The sequence below is a fragment of the Amycolatopsis taiwanensis DSM 45107 genome, from assembly GCF_000519205.1.
GTDB classification, from domain to species: domain Bacteria; phylum Actinomycetota; class Actinomycetes; order Mycobacteriales; family Pseudonocardiaceae; genus Amycolatopsis_E; species Amycolatopsis_E taiwanensis.
The window spans coordinates 314441-329133 of record NZ_KI912598.1 but is presented as its reverse complement, the minus strand read 5'-3'; the positions used below and the strand labels follow the sequence as shown (position 1 = coordinate 329133).

Below are 14693 nucleotides of genomic sequence, written 5' to 3'. Positions count from 1 at the left end.
GCGTTCTCAGCCCTCCGCGGCGAGCTGCCCGCAGGCCGCGGCGATCTCCTGGCCGCGCGTGTCGCGGACGGTGCACGCCACTCCCCCGGCGTTGACCCGGCGCACGAACTCCCGTTCCACCGGCTTCGGGCTGGCGTCCCACTCGCTGCCCGGGGTCGGGTTGAGCGGGATGACGTTCACGTGGACCAGCTGGTTGAGGTGCTTGCGCAACCGTTTCGCCAGCAGGTCCGCCCGCCATGGCTGGTCGTTGACGTCCCGGATCAGCGCGTACTCGATCGAGACGCGGCGCCCGCTGGTGTCCGCGTAGTACCGGGCGGCCTCGAGCACCTCCTCGATGGGCCACCGGTTGTTCACCGGCACCAGCGTGTCGCGTAGCTCGTCGTCCGGCGTGTGCAACGAAACCGCCAGCCGCACCTGCATCCGCTCGTCGGCCAGCTTGCGGATCGCGGGCGCCAGCCCCACCGTCGACACGGTCACCGAACGCTGCGAGATGCCCAGCCCGTTCGGCGCCGGGTCGGTGATCCGCCGGATCGCGGCGACCACTCGCCGGTAGTTGGCCAGCGGCTCACCCATGCCCATGAACACGATGTTCGACAGTCGCCCGGCACGCGGTTCGCCATCGGGCCCGGGCATGTGCCCGTCCCGCATCACCGCGGCCGCCGCGCGCACCTGGTCGACGATCTCGGCGGTGGACAGGTTGCGGTCCAGCCCGCCCTGGCCGGTAGCACAGAACGGGCAGGCCATCCCGCATCCCGCCTGGCTGGAGATGCACAGCGTGGCGCGGTCCGGGTAGCGCATCAGCACGCTTTCCAGCAGCGTGCCGTCGTGCGCCCGCCACAACGTCTTTCGCGTGGTCCCGCCGTCGCAAGCCACCGCGCGGACCTCGGTCAGCAGGGGCGGCATCAGCTCCGCCACGAGCCGCGCGCGTGACGCCGCCGGGATGTCGGTCATCGCCCCCGGGTCGACGGTGAGCCGCGCGAAGTAGTGGTTCGACAACTGCTTGGCGCGAAACGACTTCTCGCCGAGTTCGGCCACGGCCGCCGCCCGCTCGGCGACGGTCAGGTCGGCCAGATGGCGTGGCGGCAACCCGCGTTTGGGCGCGTCGAAGACGAGAGGAAGGGATTTCATAACCGCTCAAGTGTCCCACGAGCCGACGGCATCTTCCGCTGACGGGTGTGGCTCGCTTCTTCGCTGCCGTCCGGTTGCCGTCCGACAGTTTCCGATATATCGTGAACGTGTCGCGACACGATGCGTCACATCGGGAGGTGGCGCAAGGAAGCAGTTCAGTGGAGGCACAGAATGAAGCATCAAGGCTTTCCCGGCCCCTGGTCGGAAGCGCGGCGGGCATTCGGCCCGTGGGCACGCGGTGGTTTCGGCGAGTTCCCAGCCGGCTGGGGCCCCGGCGGTCCGTGGCGTGGGCACGGCGGGCCACGTGGTCGTGGCGGAGGGTACGGCCGCGGCCGCCGCGGCCGGCGCGGTGACGTCCGCGCCGCGATCCTCGCGCTGCTGGCCGAGCAACCGCGGCACGGCTACGAAATCATCAGTGAAATCGCCGAGCGCAGCGGCGGGTTCTGGCGTCCCAGCCCGGGCTCGGTCTACCCCACCCTGCAGTTGCTGGCCGACGAGGGATTGGTCACCAGCCGGGACGAGGGCGGCAAGAAGCTGTTCGAGCTCACCGAAGCGGGGCGGACCACGGCCGAGTCCCAGGAGGGAGCACCTCCGTGGGAACAGATCGCGCTCGATGTCGACCCCGCCGAGGTGAACCTGCGGAAGGCGGGCGCCACGCTGGCCGCCGCCGCCATCCAGGTGTCACAGGCCGGCACACCGAGCCAGAAGAGGCGCGCCGTCGAGGTGCTCAACGAAGCACGGCGCTCGCTCTACGGCATCCTCGGCGAGGTCGACACCGACGAGGATGAGGACACCGAAGACGACGACTGACCGGGGATCACGAGGCCGGTGGGCTTTTCGCGGACATGTACCCGATAGCCCACCGGCACCGTGTAGCCGGAATCGGGATTTCCGTTGTCCCGCAGCACATCCGCGATAGCTCGGCGCGCGACCGGCGGACTGAACTCGATCCGCAGCACGGACTCGCACGTCGCCAGATCGTCGAAGCACCAACGAGTCGCGACGCGGCGGAGCCGAAACCCATTGGCAGCAAAGAAGCTTTCGACGCTTTGCGGCTCGTAATGCGGTAGATCCGCGCGCATCCAGTCCCCGTACGGCGAACTCGTCGCGTCCAGATCCACGATCGCCAGCGCGCCACCCGGCCGCAGCACGCGATCCGCCTCCGCCAAGCCTGCTTCGCAGCCGGGACCGAAGAAGTACGCCGTGCGCGCGTGCACCAGGTCAACGCTCGCGTCCGGCAACGGCAACCGCTGCGCCGGACCGCGCAGCACCGTTACCGTCTCTGATCCCGCTACCCGCCGCCGCGCCCTGCGCACCAACGGCTCATGCGGCTCGACACCGGTTACCGACTTCGCCCTTTTCGCGAAACGGGGCAAGTGAAACCCGTCACCACAGCCGATATCAAGAACGTCACGACCGGTCCAGTCACACTCCTCGGCGAGCACTCGCCAAATCGCCCCGTCCACGTCCTGGGCCAGGTTTTCGCGCTCGTAGACATCTGTGTGATACCAGATGTTCGGACTCGGCACGACGGCCCGGCGGGCGGATCTGGACACGTCACAAGGATATTCGTGCTGAACTGGGCCCCTCCGCCGGTAGACTGTCCGGAAGGTTGTTCACACCGCGAGATGGACACCGCGCGGGAGCGTCACGGCCTGACCGACCGCGCGTTCTGAACCACACTGAAACAGTTCAAAACGTGAGATGAGCACGCTGGTTGACACAACACAACGCTGCACATGGGCGGGAAGGCAGGCCGCCATCGTGGTCAACCGGCAGCCGACGAGGAAAAAGTCACGGCCTGGCTACCCGAACACGTTCTGAATAAAACAGACTGTTTCTCCTCGTGAGGGGAGGCGAACATGTCCATCGACATCCCCGCGACCTCCAATCCCTCCGGTGTTCCCTGCTGGGTCGAACTCGCCACCACGGACGAAGCCGTGACGCGGGACTTCTACGGCCGGTTGTTCGGCTGGACCTACCACCTTGACCGCGACCCGTCCACCCCGAACGGCCGCTACCTGACCGCGTCCCTGGAGACGTTCGACGCCAGCGGTCTCTACCATGCATGGGCGGGCTGGCCGACCGGGTGGACGGTCCGGATCTCGGTGCCCAGCATTGTCAACGCCGCAGCCAGGATCGAGCACCTCGGCGGGAAGCTGATGCTGGGACCGGTCGACGTTCCCCGCCGCGGCAGCGTCGTGCACGCGATCGACCCGAGCGGCGCCCCGGTGGTGCTCTGGCAACCACCGCCGGACTGGGACTTCGTTTCCGGGCTGCCCAACACCTTCTCCAGCGCCGACCTCAACACCCGCGACGGTGCGGCCACCGACCACTTCTTCGGCCGGTTGTTCAACTACAAGGCCGTCCGGATCGGCAACGGCCGCAGTATCGACTACGTGGCCTGGCGGCTCAATCAGCAGCCGCTGCTGTACCGCTACGTGATGGGACCCGAATACCACCCCGACACGGCCCCGCACTGGGTGGTCTACTTCGAAATCGATCACGCGCGCGGAACGGATGCCACGGCCGGGCATGCGCTCCTGCTCGGCGGGAAGGTCCTGATCGAACCCTACGACTCACCGTGGGGACGCATCGCGCACCTCGCCGACCCGACGGGCGCGATCTTCTCCATCGTCGACCGCTCGGTCACGGCCGAGAACTGGAGCCGCGCCGAAGTCGACGACCCCTACGACGACTAACTGAGTTTGTGACGAACCCAAGTTGTGTTTTCCAAAGCGGCGAGGCCGCTTGAGGTTTCGCTACCCGCACCGCTAACCAAGCCACTTCCAGCAGACTATCCATTTCGGACGTTAGTGGCCGAAGACGGTTAGCAGCACCCACGAAACGACGGCCGACGGTAACAGCGAATCGAGACGATCCATCAGGCCGCCGTGGCCGGGCAGCATCGTGCCCATGTCCTTGATGCCGAGATCCCGCTTGATCAGCGACTCGACCAGATCACCGAGCGTCGCGGTGAGCACGATGGCGGCGCCGAAGATGGCGCCCTGCCAGGCGAATCCATCGAGCAGGAAGTAAACGCTCAGCGCTCCCGCGGCGACACCGGCGATCATCGAACCGGAGAAGCCCTCCCAGGTTTTCTTCGGACTGATCGACGGGGCCATCGGGTGCTTGCCCTTCAGCACACCGGCGACGTATCCGCCGGTGTCCGAGGCCACCACGCCGATCAGGAAGGTGAGCACGCGGCCCACGCCGTTGGCCGGCGTCACCAGCATCGCCGCGAACGAGGCGAACAGCGGCAGGTAGGCCGCGGCGAAGACCGACGCGGTCGCGTCGCGAAGGTAGCCTTCCGCACCGCCTCGTAGCCGCCACAGCAGGCACACCAGCACGGTGACCGCGAACGCGACCAGCGCGCCTTCGCGACCGAACGGCCAGGTCAGCCAGATCATGGCTTGGCCGCCGACGAGCACCGGGATCAGCGCGATCCGGATATCGGCGGCCCGTCGCAGCGCCTGCGCGAACTCGATGGTGCCGACCGCGATCGCCGCCGCGATGACCCCGATGAACACGTAGCGCACGGTGAGCAGCGAGATCAGGACCGCCGCCCCCAGCACAAGACCGACCGCGATCGCGGCCGGCAGGTTGCGGCCGGCGCGCGAGGTCTTCCTCGCCGGTTCGGCCGGCTCCGGGGTCGGTGCCACGACCTCCCCCTGCTCTTCACTCACCTGGGCCATCAGACCTCGAGGAGCTCGGCTTCCTTGTGCTTGACGAGCTCTTCCACCTGGCCCACGTAGTTGTCGGTAAGGTTCTGCAGCTCCTTCTCCGCGCGCGCGACCTCGTCCTCGCCGGCCTCACCGTCCTTGGCGATGCGGTCCAGCTCCTCCTTGGCCTTGCGGCGGACACCGCGGATGTGCACCTTGGCGTCTTCGCCCTTGCCCTTGGCCACCTTGACCATCTCGCGCCGCCGCTCCTCGGTCAGCTGCGGGATGACGATCCGGATGATGGTGCCGTCGTTGCTCGGGTTCACCCCGAGATCGGAGTCCCGGATGGCCCGCTCGATCGCGCCGAGCTGGCTCTGGTCATACGGCTTGACGACCGCCATCCGGGCTTCGGGGATGTTGACGCTAGCCACCTGGTTCAGCGGCACCGTCGCGCCGTATGCCTCCACCATGACCCGGGAGAACATCGCCGGGTTGGCCCGACCGGTCCGCACCGACGACAGATCCTCCTTGGCGAAGGACACCGCTTTTTCCATCTTCTCCTCGGCATCGAGGAGGGTCTCGTCGATCACGGCTACTCCCAATTGGCTATTCGTAGTATGTCTCGTCGTCCTATGCGATCCCACCACTTGCCGGGGCCTGGGTCCCCGGCGGGGTGCTGACCAGCGTGCCGATCCTCTCACCACTCACCGCACGAGCAATGTTCCCCTCGGTGAGCAGGTTGAACACGATGATCGGCATGTTGTTGTCCATGCAGAGGCTGAAGGCCGTCGCGTCGGCCACCTTGAGGCCACGTTCGAGCACCTCGCGGTGGGTGATCTCGTCGAACATCTTCGCGCTCGAGTCGGTCTTCGGGTCCGCGGTGAAAACCCCGTCGACCGCCTTCGCCATCAGCACGACCTCGCAGCCGATCTCCAGCGCCCGCTGGGCGGCCGCCGTGTCGGTGGAGAAGTACGGCATTCCCACCCCGGCGGCGAAGATGACCACCCGGCCCTTTTCCAGGTGCCGCTCGGCCCGCCGCGGAATGTAGGGCTCGGCGACCTGGCCCATGGTGATCGCGCTCTGTACCCGGGTCGGCACGCCCTCCTTCTCCAGGAAGTCCTGGAGCGCAAGGCAGTTCATGACGGTGCCGAGCATCGCCATGTAGTCGGCACGGTCGCGGTCCATACCCCGCTGGGAGAGCTCGGCGCCACGGAAGTAGTTGCCGCCGCCGATGACCACCGCCAGCTGCACGCCGCCGCGGACGACCTCCGCGATCTGCGCGGCGACCGAGTGCACGACGTCCGGGTCCACCCCGAGCGATCCCCCACCGAGCATCTCGCCACCCAGTTTCAGCAGCACCCGCTGGTAGCCCTGGCCGGCCCTGTCGTCCTTCATCCCGCCTCCGCCCGTTGATCCTCGCTCGTAATCGTGCCCCGTCCCCGAGACTGCCGGGAGACGGGGCACGGTTGGCTACGAGCGCCTGCTACTGCTGGCCGACTTCGAACCGGGCGAACCGGGTGACGGTCACGCCCGCCGCGTCGAGCAACTGCTTCACGGTCTTCTTGTTGTCGGTCACCGACGGCTGGTCCAGCAGCACGATGTCCTTGTAGAAGGCGTTGACCTTGCCCTCGATGATCTTCGGCAGAGCCTGCTCGGGCTTGCCCTCGGCGCGCGCGGTCTCCTCGGCGATCCGGCGCTCGGCCTCCACGAGGTCGGCAGGCACCTGGTCACGGGTGAGGTACTTCGGCTTGAGCGCGGCGATCTGCAGGGCCGCGCCCCGGGCCGCCTCCGCGTTGTCGCCGGTGTATTCGACCAGCACGCCCACCGCGGGCGGCAGACCGGCACCGCGCCGGTGCAGGTAGGTCTCGACCTTGCCGTCGAAGGCGACGACCCGGCGGAGTACCAGCTTCTCGCCGATCCGCGCGGCCAGTTCCTGCACCGCCTCGCCGACCGTCTTGCCCGACTCGATCTCGGCCCCGGACAGCTTCTCGATGTCGCTGGTGCGAACGGTCTTGGCGACCGCCACGATCTTGTCGGCCAGCGCCTGGAACTGCTCGTTCTTGGCGACGAAGTCGGTCTCCGAGTTGAGCTCCACCAGCACGCCGCCCTCGCCGGCGACCATGCCCTCGGCGGTGGCGCGCTCGGCACGCTTGCCGACGTCCTTGGCGCCCTTGATGCGGAGCAGTTCGACCGCCTTCTCGAAGTCCCCGCCCGACTCCTCCAGCGCCTTCTTGCAGTCCATCATGCCGGAGCCGGTGAGCTCGCGGAGACGCTTCACGTCAGCCGCGGTGTAGTTCGCCATGGTGAGTTGCGTTCCCTTCGGAAAGTTGCTGTGCCGCGCGGCCGGCTGGGCCGGCCGCGCGGGTTTGAATCAGGAGGAGGCCGCCTGAGCGCTGGCCTCGCCGCCGCCCTCGCTGCCGGCCAGCAGGTCCTTCTCCCACTCGGCCAGCGGCTCGTCGGCGGCCACGCTGGGCTCGGGCTTGTCCTGGCCCTCCGGCGCGGCGCCGTTACGGCCCGAGCGGGCGAGCAGACCGGCCGCGGCCGCCTCGGCGACAACCTTGGTGAGCAGCGCGGCCGAGCGGATCGCGTCGTCGTTGCCCGGGATCGGGTAGTCGACCTCGTCCGGGTCGCAGTTGGTGTCCAGCACCGCCACGACGGGGATGTTCAGCTTGCGGGCCTCGCCGACGGCGATGTGCTCCTTCTTCGTGTCGACGATCCACACCGCGCTGGGCACCTTCGCCATGTCGCGGATACCGCCGAGCGTCTTCTCCAGCTTCTCCTTCTCACGGGTGAGCGTGAGCACCTCACGCTTGGTCAGCCCCTGGAAACCGCCGGTCTGCTCCTGCGATTCGAGCTCCTTGAGCCGCTGCAGCCGCTTGTGGACGGTCTGGAAGTTGGTCAGCATGCCGCCCAGCCAGCGCTGGTTGACATAGGGCATGCCCACGCGCTGTGCCTCGGCGGCGATCGCCTCCTGGGCCTGCTTCTTGGTGCCGACGAACATGATCGTGCCGCCGTGCGCGACGGTCTCCTTGATGAACTCGAACGCGCGGTCGATGTAGGTCAGCGTCTGCTGCAGGTCGATGATGTAGATGCCATTGCGCTCGGTGAGGATGTAGCGCTTCATCTTCGGGTTCCAGCGCCGGGTCTGGTGTCCGAAGTGCACACCGGAATCGAGCAGCTGCTTCATGGTGACGACGGCCATGGCCGGATTCGCACCTCTTCTGTGTTGAGCGCGCCGGGTGCCCCGGCCCGCATGGTCGGTTTGTCGCCGTCGGCCGGGTGACCGGCGGCCCTGGTGTCGTGCCGGCGCCCGGACCCCGATGACCGTGCACCGAGGACCGCCGGGCGTCGTGCGTTCAGCGAACCAACAACACTTTGGAACGAAGAACCTGCACGTACACGCGAAGTCAGCCTGTGCTCACACAGACCGCGCGAATAGTGTACGCCCGGCCTCTGCGGCGTTCAGCACGGGCAACGCGAACCAGCCGAGTTATCCACATCGGCCCCGGTTGTCCACAGATTTCGGGTTGCTCTCCCGTCCCGGCGTCCGCCCGGCCACAGTGGGTAGGTGATCGTCGTCAGAACCCTGCTGGCCCTCGCTGTCCTGGCGGTGGCCGTGGTTCCGTACCCGGCCGCGGCGGGGACCTCGGCCGGGCCACCGAGGTTCGCCTGGCCGCTGGACCCGGCGCCGAAGGTGACCAGACCTTTCCAGGCACCGGCCAGCGACTACGGCCCCGGCCATCGCGGCCTCGACCTCGCGGCCACGCCCGGTCAGCCGGTGCTCGCCGCCGGGCCGGGTGTGGTCGTGTTCGCCGGGCTCGTGGCCGGGACTCCCGTGGTGTCCGTGGACCACGACGGCGGCCTGCGCACGACCTACGAGCCGGTGACCGCGACGGTCACGGCCGGGACACAGGTTTATGGCGGCGAGCCCATCGGGACCGTGAATCCCGGCCATCCGGGCTGCCCCGTCGCCGCCTGCCTCCACTGGGGCGTGCGGCGGGGCGACGAGTACCTCGACCCGGCCGGCCTGATCCGCACCGAGTCGGTAATCCGCCTGAAACCCTGGAACGGCCCCTAACCCTCGCTACGAACCTACCTGGGCCGCCTTTATAAGCGGCGAAGCCGCTTGCTGCGGGCCGTCCACTTGCACTCTGCAGCCGAATTCTCAGACGTCTTCTCGCGAGGACAGTGCCGACGTAGAGAATTGGACATTCATGAGGAGGCGATCCCGGAACGAAAGAGGTCTGGGGGCTTGCCCCCAGTCGGGGCCTGGGGGTTGCACCCCCAGACAACACAGACGTCTCAAGTTCCGCTACCCGCACCGCCACGCAAACCACTTTGTATCAATCTGTCAGACGCTGGCTTGCTCGGTTAGACGGGCGCGGAGCCGCAGCACCGCGCGGGTATGCAGCTGGCTGACCCGCGATTCGGTGACACCCAGCACCTTGCCGATCTCGGCGAGGGTGAGGCTTTCGAAGTAGTAGAGGCTGACCACGATGCGGTCGCGCTCGGTGAGCTGTGCGATGGCCTCCGCCAGCTGTCTGCGGTTGTCCCGGTCGACCAGGACGGCGACCGGGTCGACCGCACCGTCGTCGGGCAGGGTGTCGACCAGTGAGCCGCTGTCCTTGCCCGCGGCGATCAGGTCCTCCAGCGCGGCAACGCTGGTCAGGCGCAACTGGCGGTACAGGTCGCGCAGGTCGCTGAGAGTGATACCGAGTTCGTTCGCCACCTCGGTGTCCGTGGGGGTCCGGTGCAGGCGCGCACCCAGCCGCTCCATCGCCCGCTCCGCCTCCCGGGCGCGGCTGCGCACGACCCGCGGCACCCAGTCCTGGGACCTGAGGTCGTCGAGGATCGCTCCACGAATGCGCTGCATGGCGTAGGTCTCGAAACGCAGGCCGCGCTCGGGCTCGAACTTCTCGATGGCATCGATCAGTCCGAAGATGCCCGATTGCACGAGGTCGCCCACGTCCACGTGGGTGGGCAGCCCGGTGCCCACGCGACCCGCCACGTACTTGACGAGCGGCGCGTAATGCAGCACCAGCCGTTCCCGCAGCCGTTGGTTCGGGCAGGCGCGGAACTCTCGCCACAGGGCTTGGATCCCCGCCTCGACGTCGTTCGGCGCCGTCTTGCCCGTGCCGGACCGCTCGGCTTTCGCGGGTACGGCACGATCGCCGTTCGGCTTGCCATCCGAACGGTCGGTCTCGGTCAGGCGCAGGTCGGCTGTCACTCGGTCGACGCTCTCGGCGATGGTCTCAGTTCGGTCTCCGGACTCGGACAATGCTCGGTCGGCTGCCGCCATCCTGACTGGTCCAGCCCGCGCTCATCGGGCGCGGGGATGTGCCTGGTCATGGATCGCCTTCAACCGCTCGACTGTCACGTGAGTGTAAATCTGGGTTGTGGCTAGCGTAGCGTGACCGAGCAGTTCCTGAACGGCTCGAAGGTCCGCGCCTCCCTCCAGTAGGTGGGTGGCAGCCGAGTGACGGAGGCCGTGCGGCCCCGAATCGGTGACCCCGGGCACTGCCCCGATCGCGTCATGCACGAGTCGCCGGACCGTGCGCGGATCGAGCCTGCCACCGCGAATTCCGAGGAAGAGCGCGCCGTTCTCGGGTTTCCGCGCCCCGCGAACGATGGCGGGCCTGCCACTGTCGAGCCAATCTCGCACCGCACGTTCGGCTGGCACACCAAAGGGTACGACCCGCTCCTTGTCCCCCTTCCCGATGACTCGCACCACCCGACGGTCGAACTCGATGTCGCCGACGTCGAGCCCGCACAGTTCCGACACCCGCACACCGGTGGCGTAGAGCAGTTCGAGCACCGCGTGGTCCCGCAGCGCAACCGGCTGGAGTTCCGCCGCGCCGGATGCAGACGCCAGCAGCACTTCGCCCATCTCCTCGGTCTTCAACACCGCAGGCAGCGGGCGCTGCGCCCTAGGCGCCACCAGCCTGGCCCCGGGATCGCCGGCCAGGACGCCCTCCCGGCGCGCCCACGCCGTGAACGTCCGGGCAGCCGCCGCCCGACGGGCCACCGTGGTCCGGCTCGCGCCGGAACCCAGCAGATCGGCCAGCCAAGCTCGAAGGCACGCCAGGTCCAGCCCATCGAGCGATCGCTGCGTCTCGGTCGCCGATTCGGCTACCGCGCTTCCTGGATTCGTCCCGGTGACCCCGTGCAGGAATCCGAGCAACGACACGACATCGCCGACGTAGGCCCGCACCGTGTGCTGGGACAGGCCCCGCTCCACCGCGAGGTGGCGCTCGTAATCTCCGACGAGCCGGAGCGCGTCCTCCGGCAGCGCAGCCCGGACACTGCTGAGCTCAACCCGGCGGTGCCGATCTTTCGGTGACATGGTCTTCACGCTGAGCGAAGCGGCCCTGATGGTCAAGTATCGCCACGCAGGAAAAGAGGATCACCTCACCTCCCTCGTCTTTGACGGACGGCAAGCGACCCCTACCTCCGGCCCCGACGCGCGGCTGAGCGCTTCCATCCGTTGTCGCAGCGCTGCGCGAACTCGTCGATTTCGAGTGCGGAAAGCAGTGCGCGAACCCGGACCAGTGGCACTCCCGACTCCGCCGCGATCTCTTCCGCGGACTTGCCCTGCCCGCGGTCCAATGCCTCATGGACCCGGAGCGCGTCCGGGCCGAGACGGTCGGTCGGCCGTCGGGCACTGGCCCTTTCTCCAGGCAGCGCCCCCAGCTTGCCGGCCTGCGCGATGACATCGTCGATCGAGGTGACCAGGGTCGCGCCGGACTCCTGGATCAGTTCGTGGCAGCCGATAGACATCGCCGAGGTGACCGGGCCGGGCACCGCCATCACGACCTTGCCGAGCACTCCGGCGGTGGTCGCGGTGTTGCGCGCGCCGCTGCGCCGTCCGGCCTCGACGACCACCGTCCCCTGGCTGAGCGCGGCGATCAACCGGTTCCGCACGAGGAAGCGGTGGCGGGCCGGTGAGGTGCCCGGCGGGTACTCGCTGACCACCAGCCCGCCTCTTTCCGCGATCTTGTTGAGCAGGGCGACGTGCCCCGCCGGGTACCCCGCGTCGACACCGCACCCGAGCAGGGCGACCGTCACCCCCGACCCAGCCAGCGCACCCCGGTGCGCCGCGCCGTCGATTCCGTACGCGGCACCCGAGAAAACCGAGATCTCGTGACCTGCCAGGCCGTAGGCGAGTTCGCCCCCGACGTGCTCGCCGTATCCGGTTGCCGCCCGCGACCCGACGACCGCGATGGCGGCCTCCGTGACGGTGTCCAGGCGGGCATCCCCCCGCACCCAGAGCGCGAGCGGCTGCGCCATCCCCTGCACACCTCGCCGGCCGGCCTGGTCCAGGCACAGCAACGGCCACGCCGGCCACTCGTCGTCCTCGGGAATGACCAACCGGGCGCCCAACCGATCCGCCACGGCCAGGTCGTCTTCCGCACGCTCGACGTCCCGGCGCGCCGCGGTCTCGTCACGTACCCGCGGCGGGCAGTGGTCAGCCCGCACGGCCTTGGCCGCGGCCAGCGGACCCTGCTCGGCGACGAACGCGTGCAAGGCCGGCGCCGGAGGCTCGGCCACCCGCAGCAGATACGCCCTGGCAAGGCGTTCCTCGTCCAGCCCGCTCATGTTGCGCTCTCCGCGACCGCCTGATGAGAGCGCGCGTGGTGGTCGCCTTGATTGCCGCGACTCAACACAGGTGCCGTCATGCTGATTTCGCCGCGCGTTTGCGCGCGACCGCGATCGTGCCGACGGGGCGCTCCATTCGAGATCAAGCCACGTCCTCGACCAAGGCGCCCCGCCGCCCCGATAGCGGGACAAAGGCGCGCGTGGTGGTCGCCTTGATTGCCGCGACTGGACATAGGTGCCGTCATGCTGCCCGCCGTTCCCGGAACTCCAGCGCCGCGGCCACGTGATCGCCGTCCGGTCGATCCGCCTCGGCGAGATCGGCCAGCGTCCACGCGATACGCAGGCAGCGATCGGCGCCCCGCGCGCTGACCAGCCCTCGATCGAGCCCGCGATCGAGCAGTTCCGTGACCTTGCCCGGCAGGGCGAACTCACGCCGGAGCACCGGGCCAGGGACCTCGGCGTTGGACCGCCACCCGTGCTCGGCCCACCGCCGCGCGGCACGGTCTCGAGCCGCGAGCACCCGTTTCCGGACCACCTCGGTCGCTTCCGGCTGGTCACCGCCATGCGTGCTCATCGCGGTCATCGGCCGCATCCGCACCCGGAGATCCACGCGATCCAGCAACGGCCCGGAAAGCCGGCTCAGGTAACGGCGGCGTGCGGTGGCCGAACAGGAACAGTCGGTCTCGCGGGGCGGGGCGCACGGGCACGGGTTCGTCGCCAGCACGAGCTGAAACCGAGCGGGGTAGCGAACCACCCCTTTCGCCCTGGCGATCCGGACTTCACCTTCCTCGAGTGCGGTGCGCAGCGAGTCCAGCCGGTCCGCACCGTACTCGCATGCTTCGTCCAACAGCAGCACGCCGCGGTGTGCCCGGCTGATGAGACCCGGCGCGGCGAGCCCGTTGCCCCCGCCGATCAGAGCGGCCACCGAGACCGAGTGGTGCGGTGCGACGAACGGAGGGATCTTGATCAGCGGCGAGGTCCGGGACAGTGACCCGTGCACCGAATGCACGGCGGTGACCTCCAGCGACTCCAGTGTGGTCAGCGGGGGAAGCAAGCCGGGCAAACGCCTGGCCAGCATGGTCTTTCCGACTCCCGGCGGCCCGGTCAGCAACAGGTGGTGACCGCCCGCGGCGGCAACCTCCAGCGCCCAGCGAGCCTCCGGCTGCCCCACCACGTCCGCCAGATCGGGAACGTCCGGGGGCTCCACGTGGGCGGGTGGCTCCGGCGGGGCCAGCGTGTTCTCGCCGCGCAACCACGCGGTGACATCGCGGAGCCTGGCCGCGCCCCATACCTCCAGCCCGTCCACCAGCGCCGCCTCGAACAGCGCGGGTCCGGGCACGATCGCGCGCTTCATCCCGGCGTTACGGGCGGCGAGCAGCCCGGGCAGCACTCCCCGGATCTCCCGAACCCGCCCGTCCAGCGCGAGCTCACCGAGCAGCACCGTGCCGAGCAGCCGGGTCGCGGGCACCCGCCCGGCCGCGGCGAGAATCGCGACCGCAATGGCCAGGTCGTAACCGGACCCCAGCTTTGGCAGGTTGGCCGGGGACAGGCCCAGGGTCAGCTTCTCGCCGGGCCACTCCTCCTCGGAGTTGCGCACCGCCGAGCGCACCCTGTCCTTCGCCTCCCGGAGCCCGGCATCAGGCAGCCCGACGATCGTGACGCCGGGTATGCCGCCGCCGATGTCGGCCTCGATCTCGACAATCCGGCCGTCGATGCCCAACACGGCGACCGACCAGACGCGTCCCATGGGCATCAGAACGCGCCTTCGATGTGCCGCAGTTGGACATCTCCATTTTCGGGCAGAACGATCGAGATCACGTCGAACCGGATCTGGCACCAGCCGACGCGATGCGCGCTCAGCCATCTGCTGGTGAGGCGTCTGATACGGGCCATCTTGTCCGCCGTCACGGCTTCGGCGCCGTCCCCGTACTTCGGCCCGGTGCGGGTCTTCACCTCGCAGACCACCAGTGTCCGCCCGTCGGTGGCCACCACGTCCAGCTCACCCTCGCGGCATCGCCAGTTCTTCGACAGCACCACGAAACCGAGCTTCGCGAGATGCCGTGCGGCCAGGTCCTCGCCCCTCCGGCCGAGCCGCAGATGCGGGGCCTCCACCTTGACCGGGACGCGCGCCGCGGACCTCTCCAGAGTGCTCATCACTGCCACCACCCCTACGGGAGTCGAATCGTTTCGGATGGTCCCGACGCTGCCAGGTTCGGCGGCGCGGGCACCAGAACGGATTCGCCCAGGTGTGGACAACCGCGGCGATGTGGATAAACGGAACCTTCCATGCGGCCGGACCGGAAAACT

15 protein-coding genes are annotated in these 14693 nt (G+C 68.7%); 3 read left to right on the top strand and 12 right to left on the bottom strand.

Annotated elements, in window-relative coordinates; translation table 11 throughout:
* Nucleotides 1-6 precede the first annotated feature (6 nt).
* Nucleotides 7-1128, bottom strand: a complete 1122-nt coding sequence (rlmN, locus tag A3CU_RS0136365) for a dual-specificity RNA methyltransferase RlmN (protein ID WP_027946372.1) — start codon at nucleotides 1126-1128, stop codon at nucleotides 7-9.
* Nucleotides 1129-1299: 171 nt separating this feature from the next.
* Here rlmN and A3CU_RS48465 point away from each other — a divergent pair, with 171 nt between their 5' ends.
* Complete coding sequence (locus A3CU_RS48465; protein WP_052372755.1) at nucleotides 1300-1938, top strand: PadR family transcriptional regulator; 639 nt, start codon at nucleotides 1300-1302, stop codon at nucleotides 1936-1938.
* Here A3CU_RS48465 and A3CU_RS0136355 read toward each other — a convergent pair.
* Nucleotides 1878-2684 carry a class I SAM-dependent methyltransferase gene (locus A3CU_RS0136355; RefSeq protein WP_027946371.1) on the bottom strand — a complete coding sequence of 269 codons (807 nt, stop codon included), beginning with the start codon at nucleotides 2682-2684 and terminating at the stop codon, nucleotides 1878-1880. The genes A3CU_RS48465 and A3CU_RS0136355 overlap by 61 nt on opposite strands.
* Nucleotides 2685-2990: 306 nt before the next feature.
* On the opposite strand from A3CU_RS0136355, the gene A3CU_RS0136350 reads away from it, so the two are divergent.
* Nucleotides 2991-3830, top strand: coding sequence for a VOC family protein (locus tag A3CU_RS0136350; protein ID WP_027946370.1), 840 nt, complete (start codon nucleotides 2991-2993; stop codon nucleotides 3828-3830).
* A gap of 111 nt (nucleotides 3831-3941) precedes the next feature.
* Here the strand turns inward: A3CU_RS0136350 and A3CU_RS0136345 are convergent, their stop codons facing one another.
* The 5 genes from A3CU_RS0136345 to rpsB all read right to left on the bottom strand — a co-directional run bounded on the left by A3CU_RS0136345 (nucleotide 3942) and on the right by rpsB (nucleotide 7992).
* Nucleotides 3942-4823, bottom strand: a complete 882-nt coding sequence (locus A3CU_RS0136345) for a phosphatidate cytidylyltransferase (RefSeq protein WP_027946369.1) — start codon at nucleotides 4821-4823, stop codon at nucleotides 3942-3944.
* Nucleotides 4823-5380, bottom strand: a complete 558-nt coding sequence (gene frr, locus A3CU_RS0136340; RefSeq protein WP_027946368.1) for a ribosome recycling factor — start codon at nucleotides 5378-5380, stop codon at nucleotides 4823-4825. The genes A3CU_RS0136345 and frr overlap by 1 nt, the downstream gene beginning before the upstream one ends.
* Nucleotides 5381-5420: 40 nt before the next feature.
* Nucleotides 5421-6185 carry a UMP kinase gene (pyrH, locus tag A3CU_RS0136335; RefSeq protein WP_027946367.1) on the bottom strand — a complete coding sequence of 255 codons (765 nt, stop codon included), beginning with the start codon at nucleotides 6183-6185 and terminating at the stop codon, nucleotides 5421-5423.
* 88 nt (nucleotides 6186-6273) lie between these two features.
* Entirely contained in the window at nucleotides 6274-7092 is an 819-nt protein-coding gene (gene tsf, locus A3CU_RS0136330; protein ID WP_027946366.1) for a translation elongation factor Ts, read from the bottom strand.
* Between the two features lie 69 nt (nucleotides 7093-7161).
* Complete coding sequence (rpsB, locus tag A3CU_RS0136325) at nucleotides 7162-7992, bottom strand: 30S ribosomal protein S2 (RefSeq protein WP_027946365.1); 831 nt, start codon at nucleotides 7990-7992, stop codon at nucleotides 7162-7164.
* Nucleotides 7993-8358: 366 nt separating this feature from the next.
* Between rpsB and A3CU_RS0136320 the strand changes: the two genes are divergently transcribed.
* Nucleotides 8359-8868, top strand: coding sequence for a M23 family metallopeptidase (locus A3CU_RS0136320; RefSeq protein WP_084144135.1), 510 nt, complete (start codon nucleotides 8359-8361; stop codon nucleotides 8866-8868).
* Nucleotides 8869-9141: 273 nt separating this feature from the next.
* Here the strand turns inward: A3CU_RS0136320 and A3CU_RS0136315 are convergent, their stop codons facing one another.
* From A3CU_RS0136315 to A3CU_RS0136295, 5 genes are all read right to left on the bottom strand, one after another.
* On the bottom strand, nucleotides 9142-10089 hold the full coding sequence (locus A3CU_RS0136315) for a FliA/WhiG family RNA polymerase sigma factor (protein WP_211246605.1): 948 nt from the start codon (nucleotides 10087-10089) through the stop codon (nucleotides 9142-9144).
* Nucleotides 10090-10110: 21 nt separating this feature from the next.
* The gene (locus A3CU_RS0136310) at nucleotides 10111-11133 is read right to left on the bottom strand and encodes a tyrosine recombinase XerC (protein ID WP_027946362.1); all 1023 of its coding nucleotides are present in this window, start codon (nucleotides 11131-11133) and stop codon (nucleotides 10111-10113) included.
* A gap of 101 nt (nucleotides 11134-11234) precedes the next feature.
* Nucleotides 11235-12386, bottom strand: coding sequence for a DNA-processing protein DprA (gene dprA, locus A3CU_RS0136305; protein WP_027946361.1), 1152 nt, complete (start codon nucleotides 12384-12386; stop codon nucleotides 11235-11237).
* A 241-nt stretch (nucleotides 12387-12627) separates the two neighbouring features.
* Nucleotides 12628-14139 carry a YifB family Mg chelatase-like AAA ATPase gene (locus A3CU_RS0136300; RefSeq protein ID WP_027946360.1) on the bottom strand — a complete coding sequence of 504 codons (1512 nt, stop codon included), beginning with the start codon at nucleotides 14137-14139 and terminating at the stop codon, nucleotides 12628-12630.
* On the bottom strand, nucleotides 14139-14540 hold the full coding sequence (locus A3CU_RS0136295) for a YraN family protein (RefSeq protein WP_043843724.1): 402 nt from the start codon (nucleotides 14538-14540) through the stop codon (nucleotides 14139-14141). Before A3CU_RS0136295 ends, A3CU_RS0136300 begins: the two co-directional genes overlap by 1 nt.
* Nucleotides 14541-14693 lie beyond the last annotated feature (153 nt).

Excerpts from the sequence above, each read along its gene's own strand:
- rlmN (WP_027946372.1), bottom strand. The coding sequence starts at position 1,128 with ATGAAATCCCTTCCTCTCGTCTTCGACGCGCCCAAACGCGGGTTGCCG.
- A3CU_RS48465 (WP_052372755.1), top strand. The coding sequence starts at position 1,300 with ATGAAGCATCAAGGCTTTCCCGGCCCCTGGTCGGAAGCGCGGCGGGCA.
- A3CU_RS0136350 (WP_027946370.1), top strand. The coding sequence starts at position 2,991 with ATGTCCATCGACATCCCCGCGACCTCCAATCCCTCCGGTGTTCCCTGC.
- A3CU_RS0136345 (WP_027946369.1), bottom strand. The coding sequence starts at position 4,823 with ATGGCCCAGGTGAGTGAAGAGCAGGGGGAGGTCGTGGCACCGACCCCG.
- pyrH (WP_027946367.1), bottom strand. The coding sequence starts at position 6,185 with ATGAAGGACGACAGGGCCGGCCAGGGCTACCAGCGGGTGCTGCTGAAA.
- tsf (WP_027946366.1), bottom strand. The coding sequence starts at position 7,092 with ATGGCGAACTACACCGCGGCTGACGTGAAGCGTCTCCGCGAGCTCACC.
- rpsB (WP_027946365.1), bottom strand. The coding sequence starts at position 7,992 with ATGGCCGTCGTCACCATGAAGCAGCTGCTCGATTCCGGTGTGCACTTC.
- A3CU_RS0136315 (WP_211246605.1), bottom strand. The coding sequence starts at position 10,089 with ATGGCGGCAGCCGACCGAGCATTGTCCGAGTCCGGAGACCGAACTGAG.
- A3CU_RS0136310 (WP_027946362.1), bottom strand. The coding sequence starts at position 11,133 with ATGTCACCGAAAGATCGGCACCGCCGGGTTGAGCTCAGCAGTGTCCGG.
- dprA (WP_027946361.1), bottom strand. The coding sequence starts at position 12,386 with ATGAGCGGGCTGGACGAGGAACGCCTTGCCAGGGCGTATCTGCTGCGG.
- A3CU_RS0136300 (WP_027946360.1), bottom strand. The coding sequence starts at position 14,139 with ATGCCCATGGGACGCGTCTGGTCGGTCGCCGTGTTGGGCATCGACGGC.
- A3CU_RS0136295 (WP_043843724.1), bottom strand. The coding sequence starts at position 14,540 with ATGAGCACTCTGGAGAGGTCCGCGGCGCGCGTCCCGGTCAAGGTGGAG.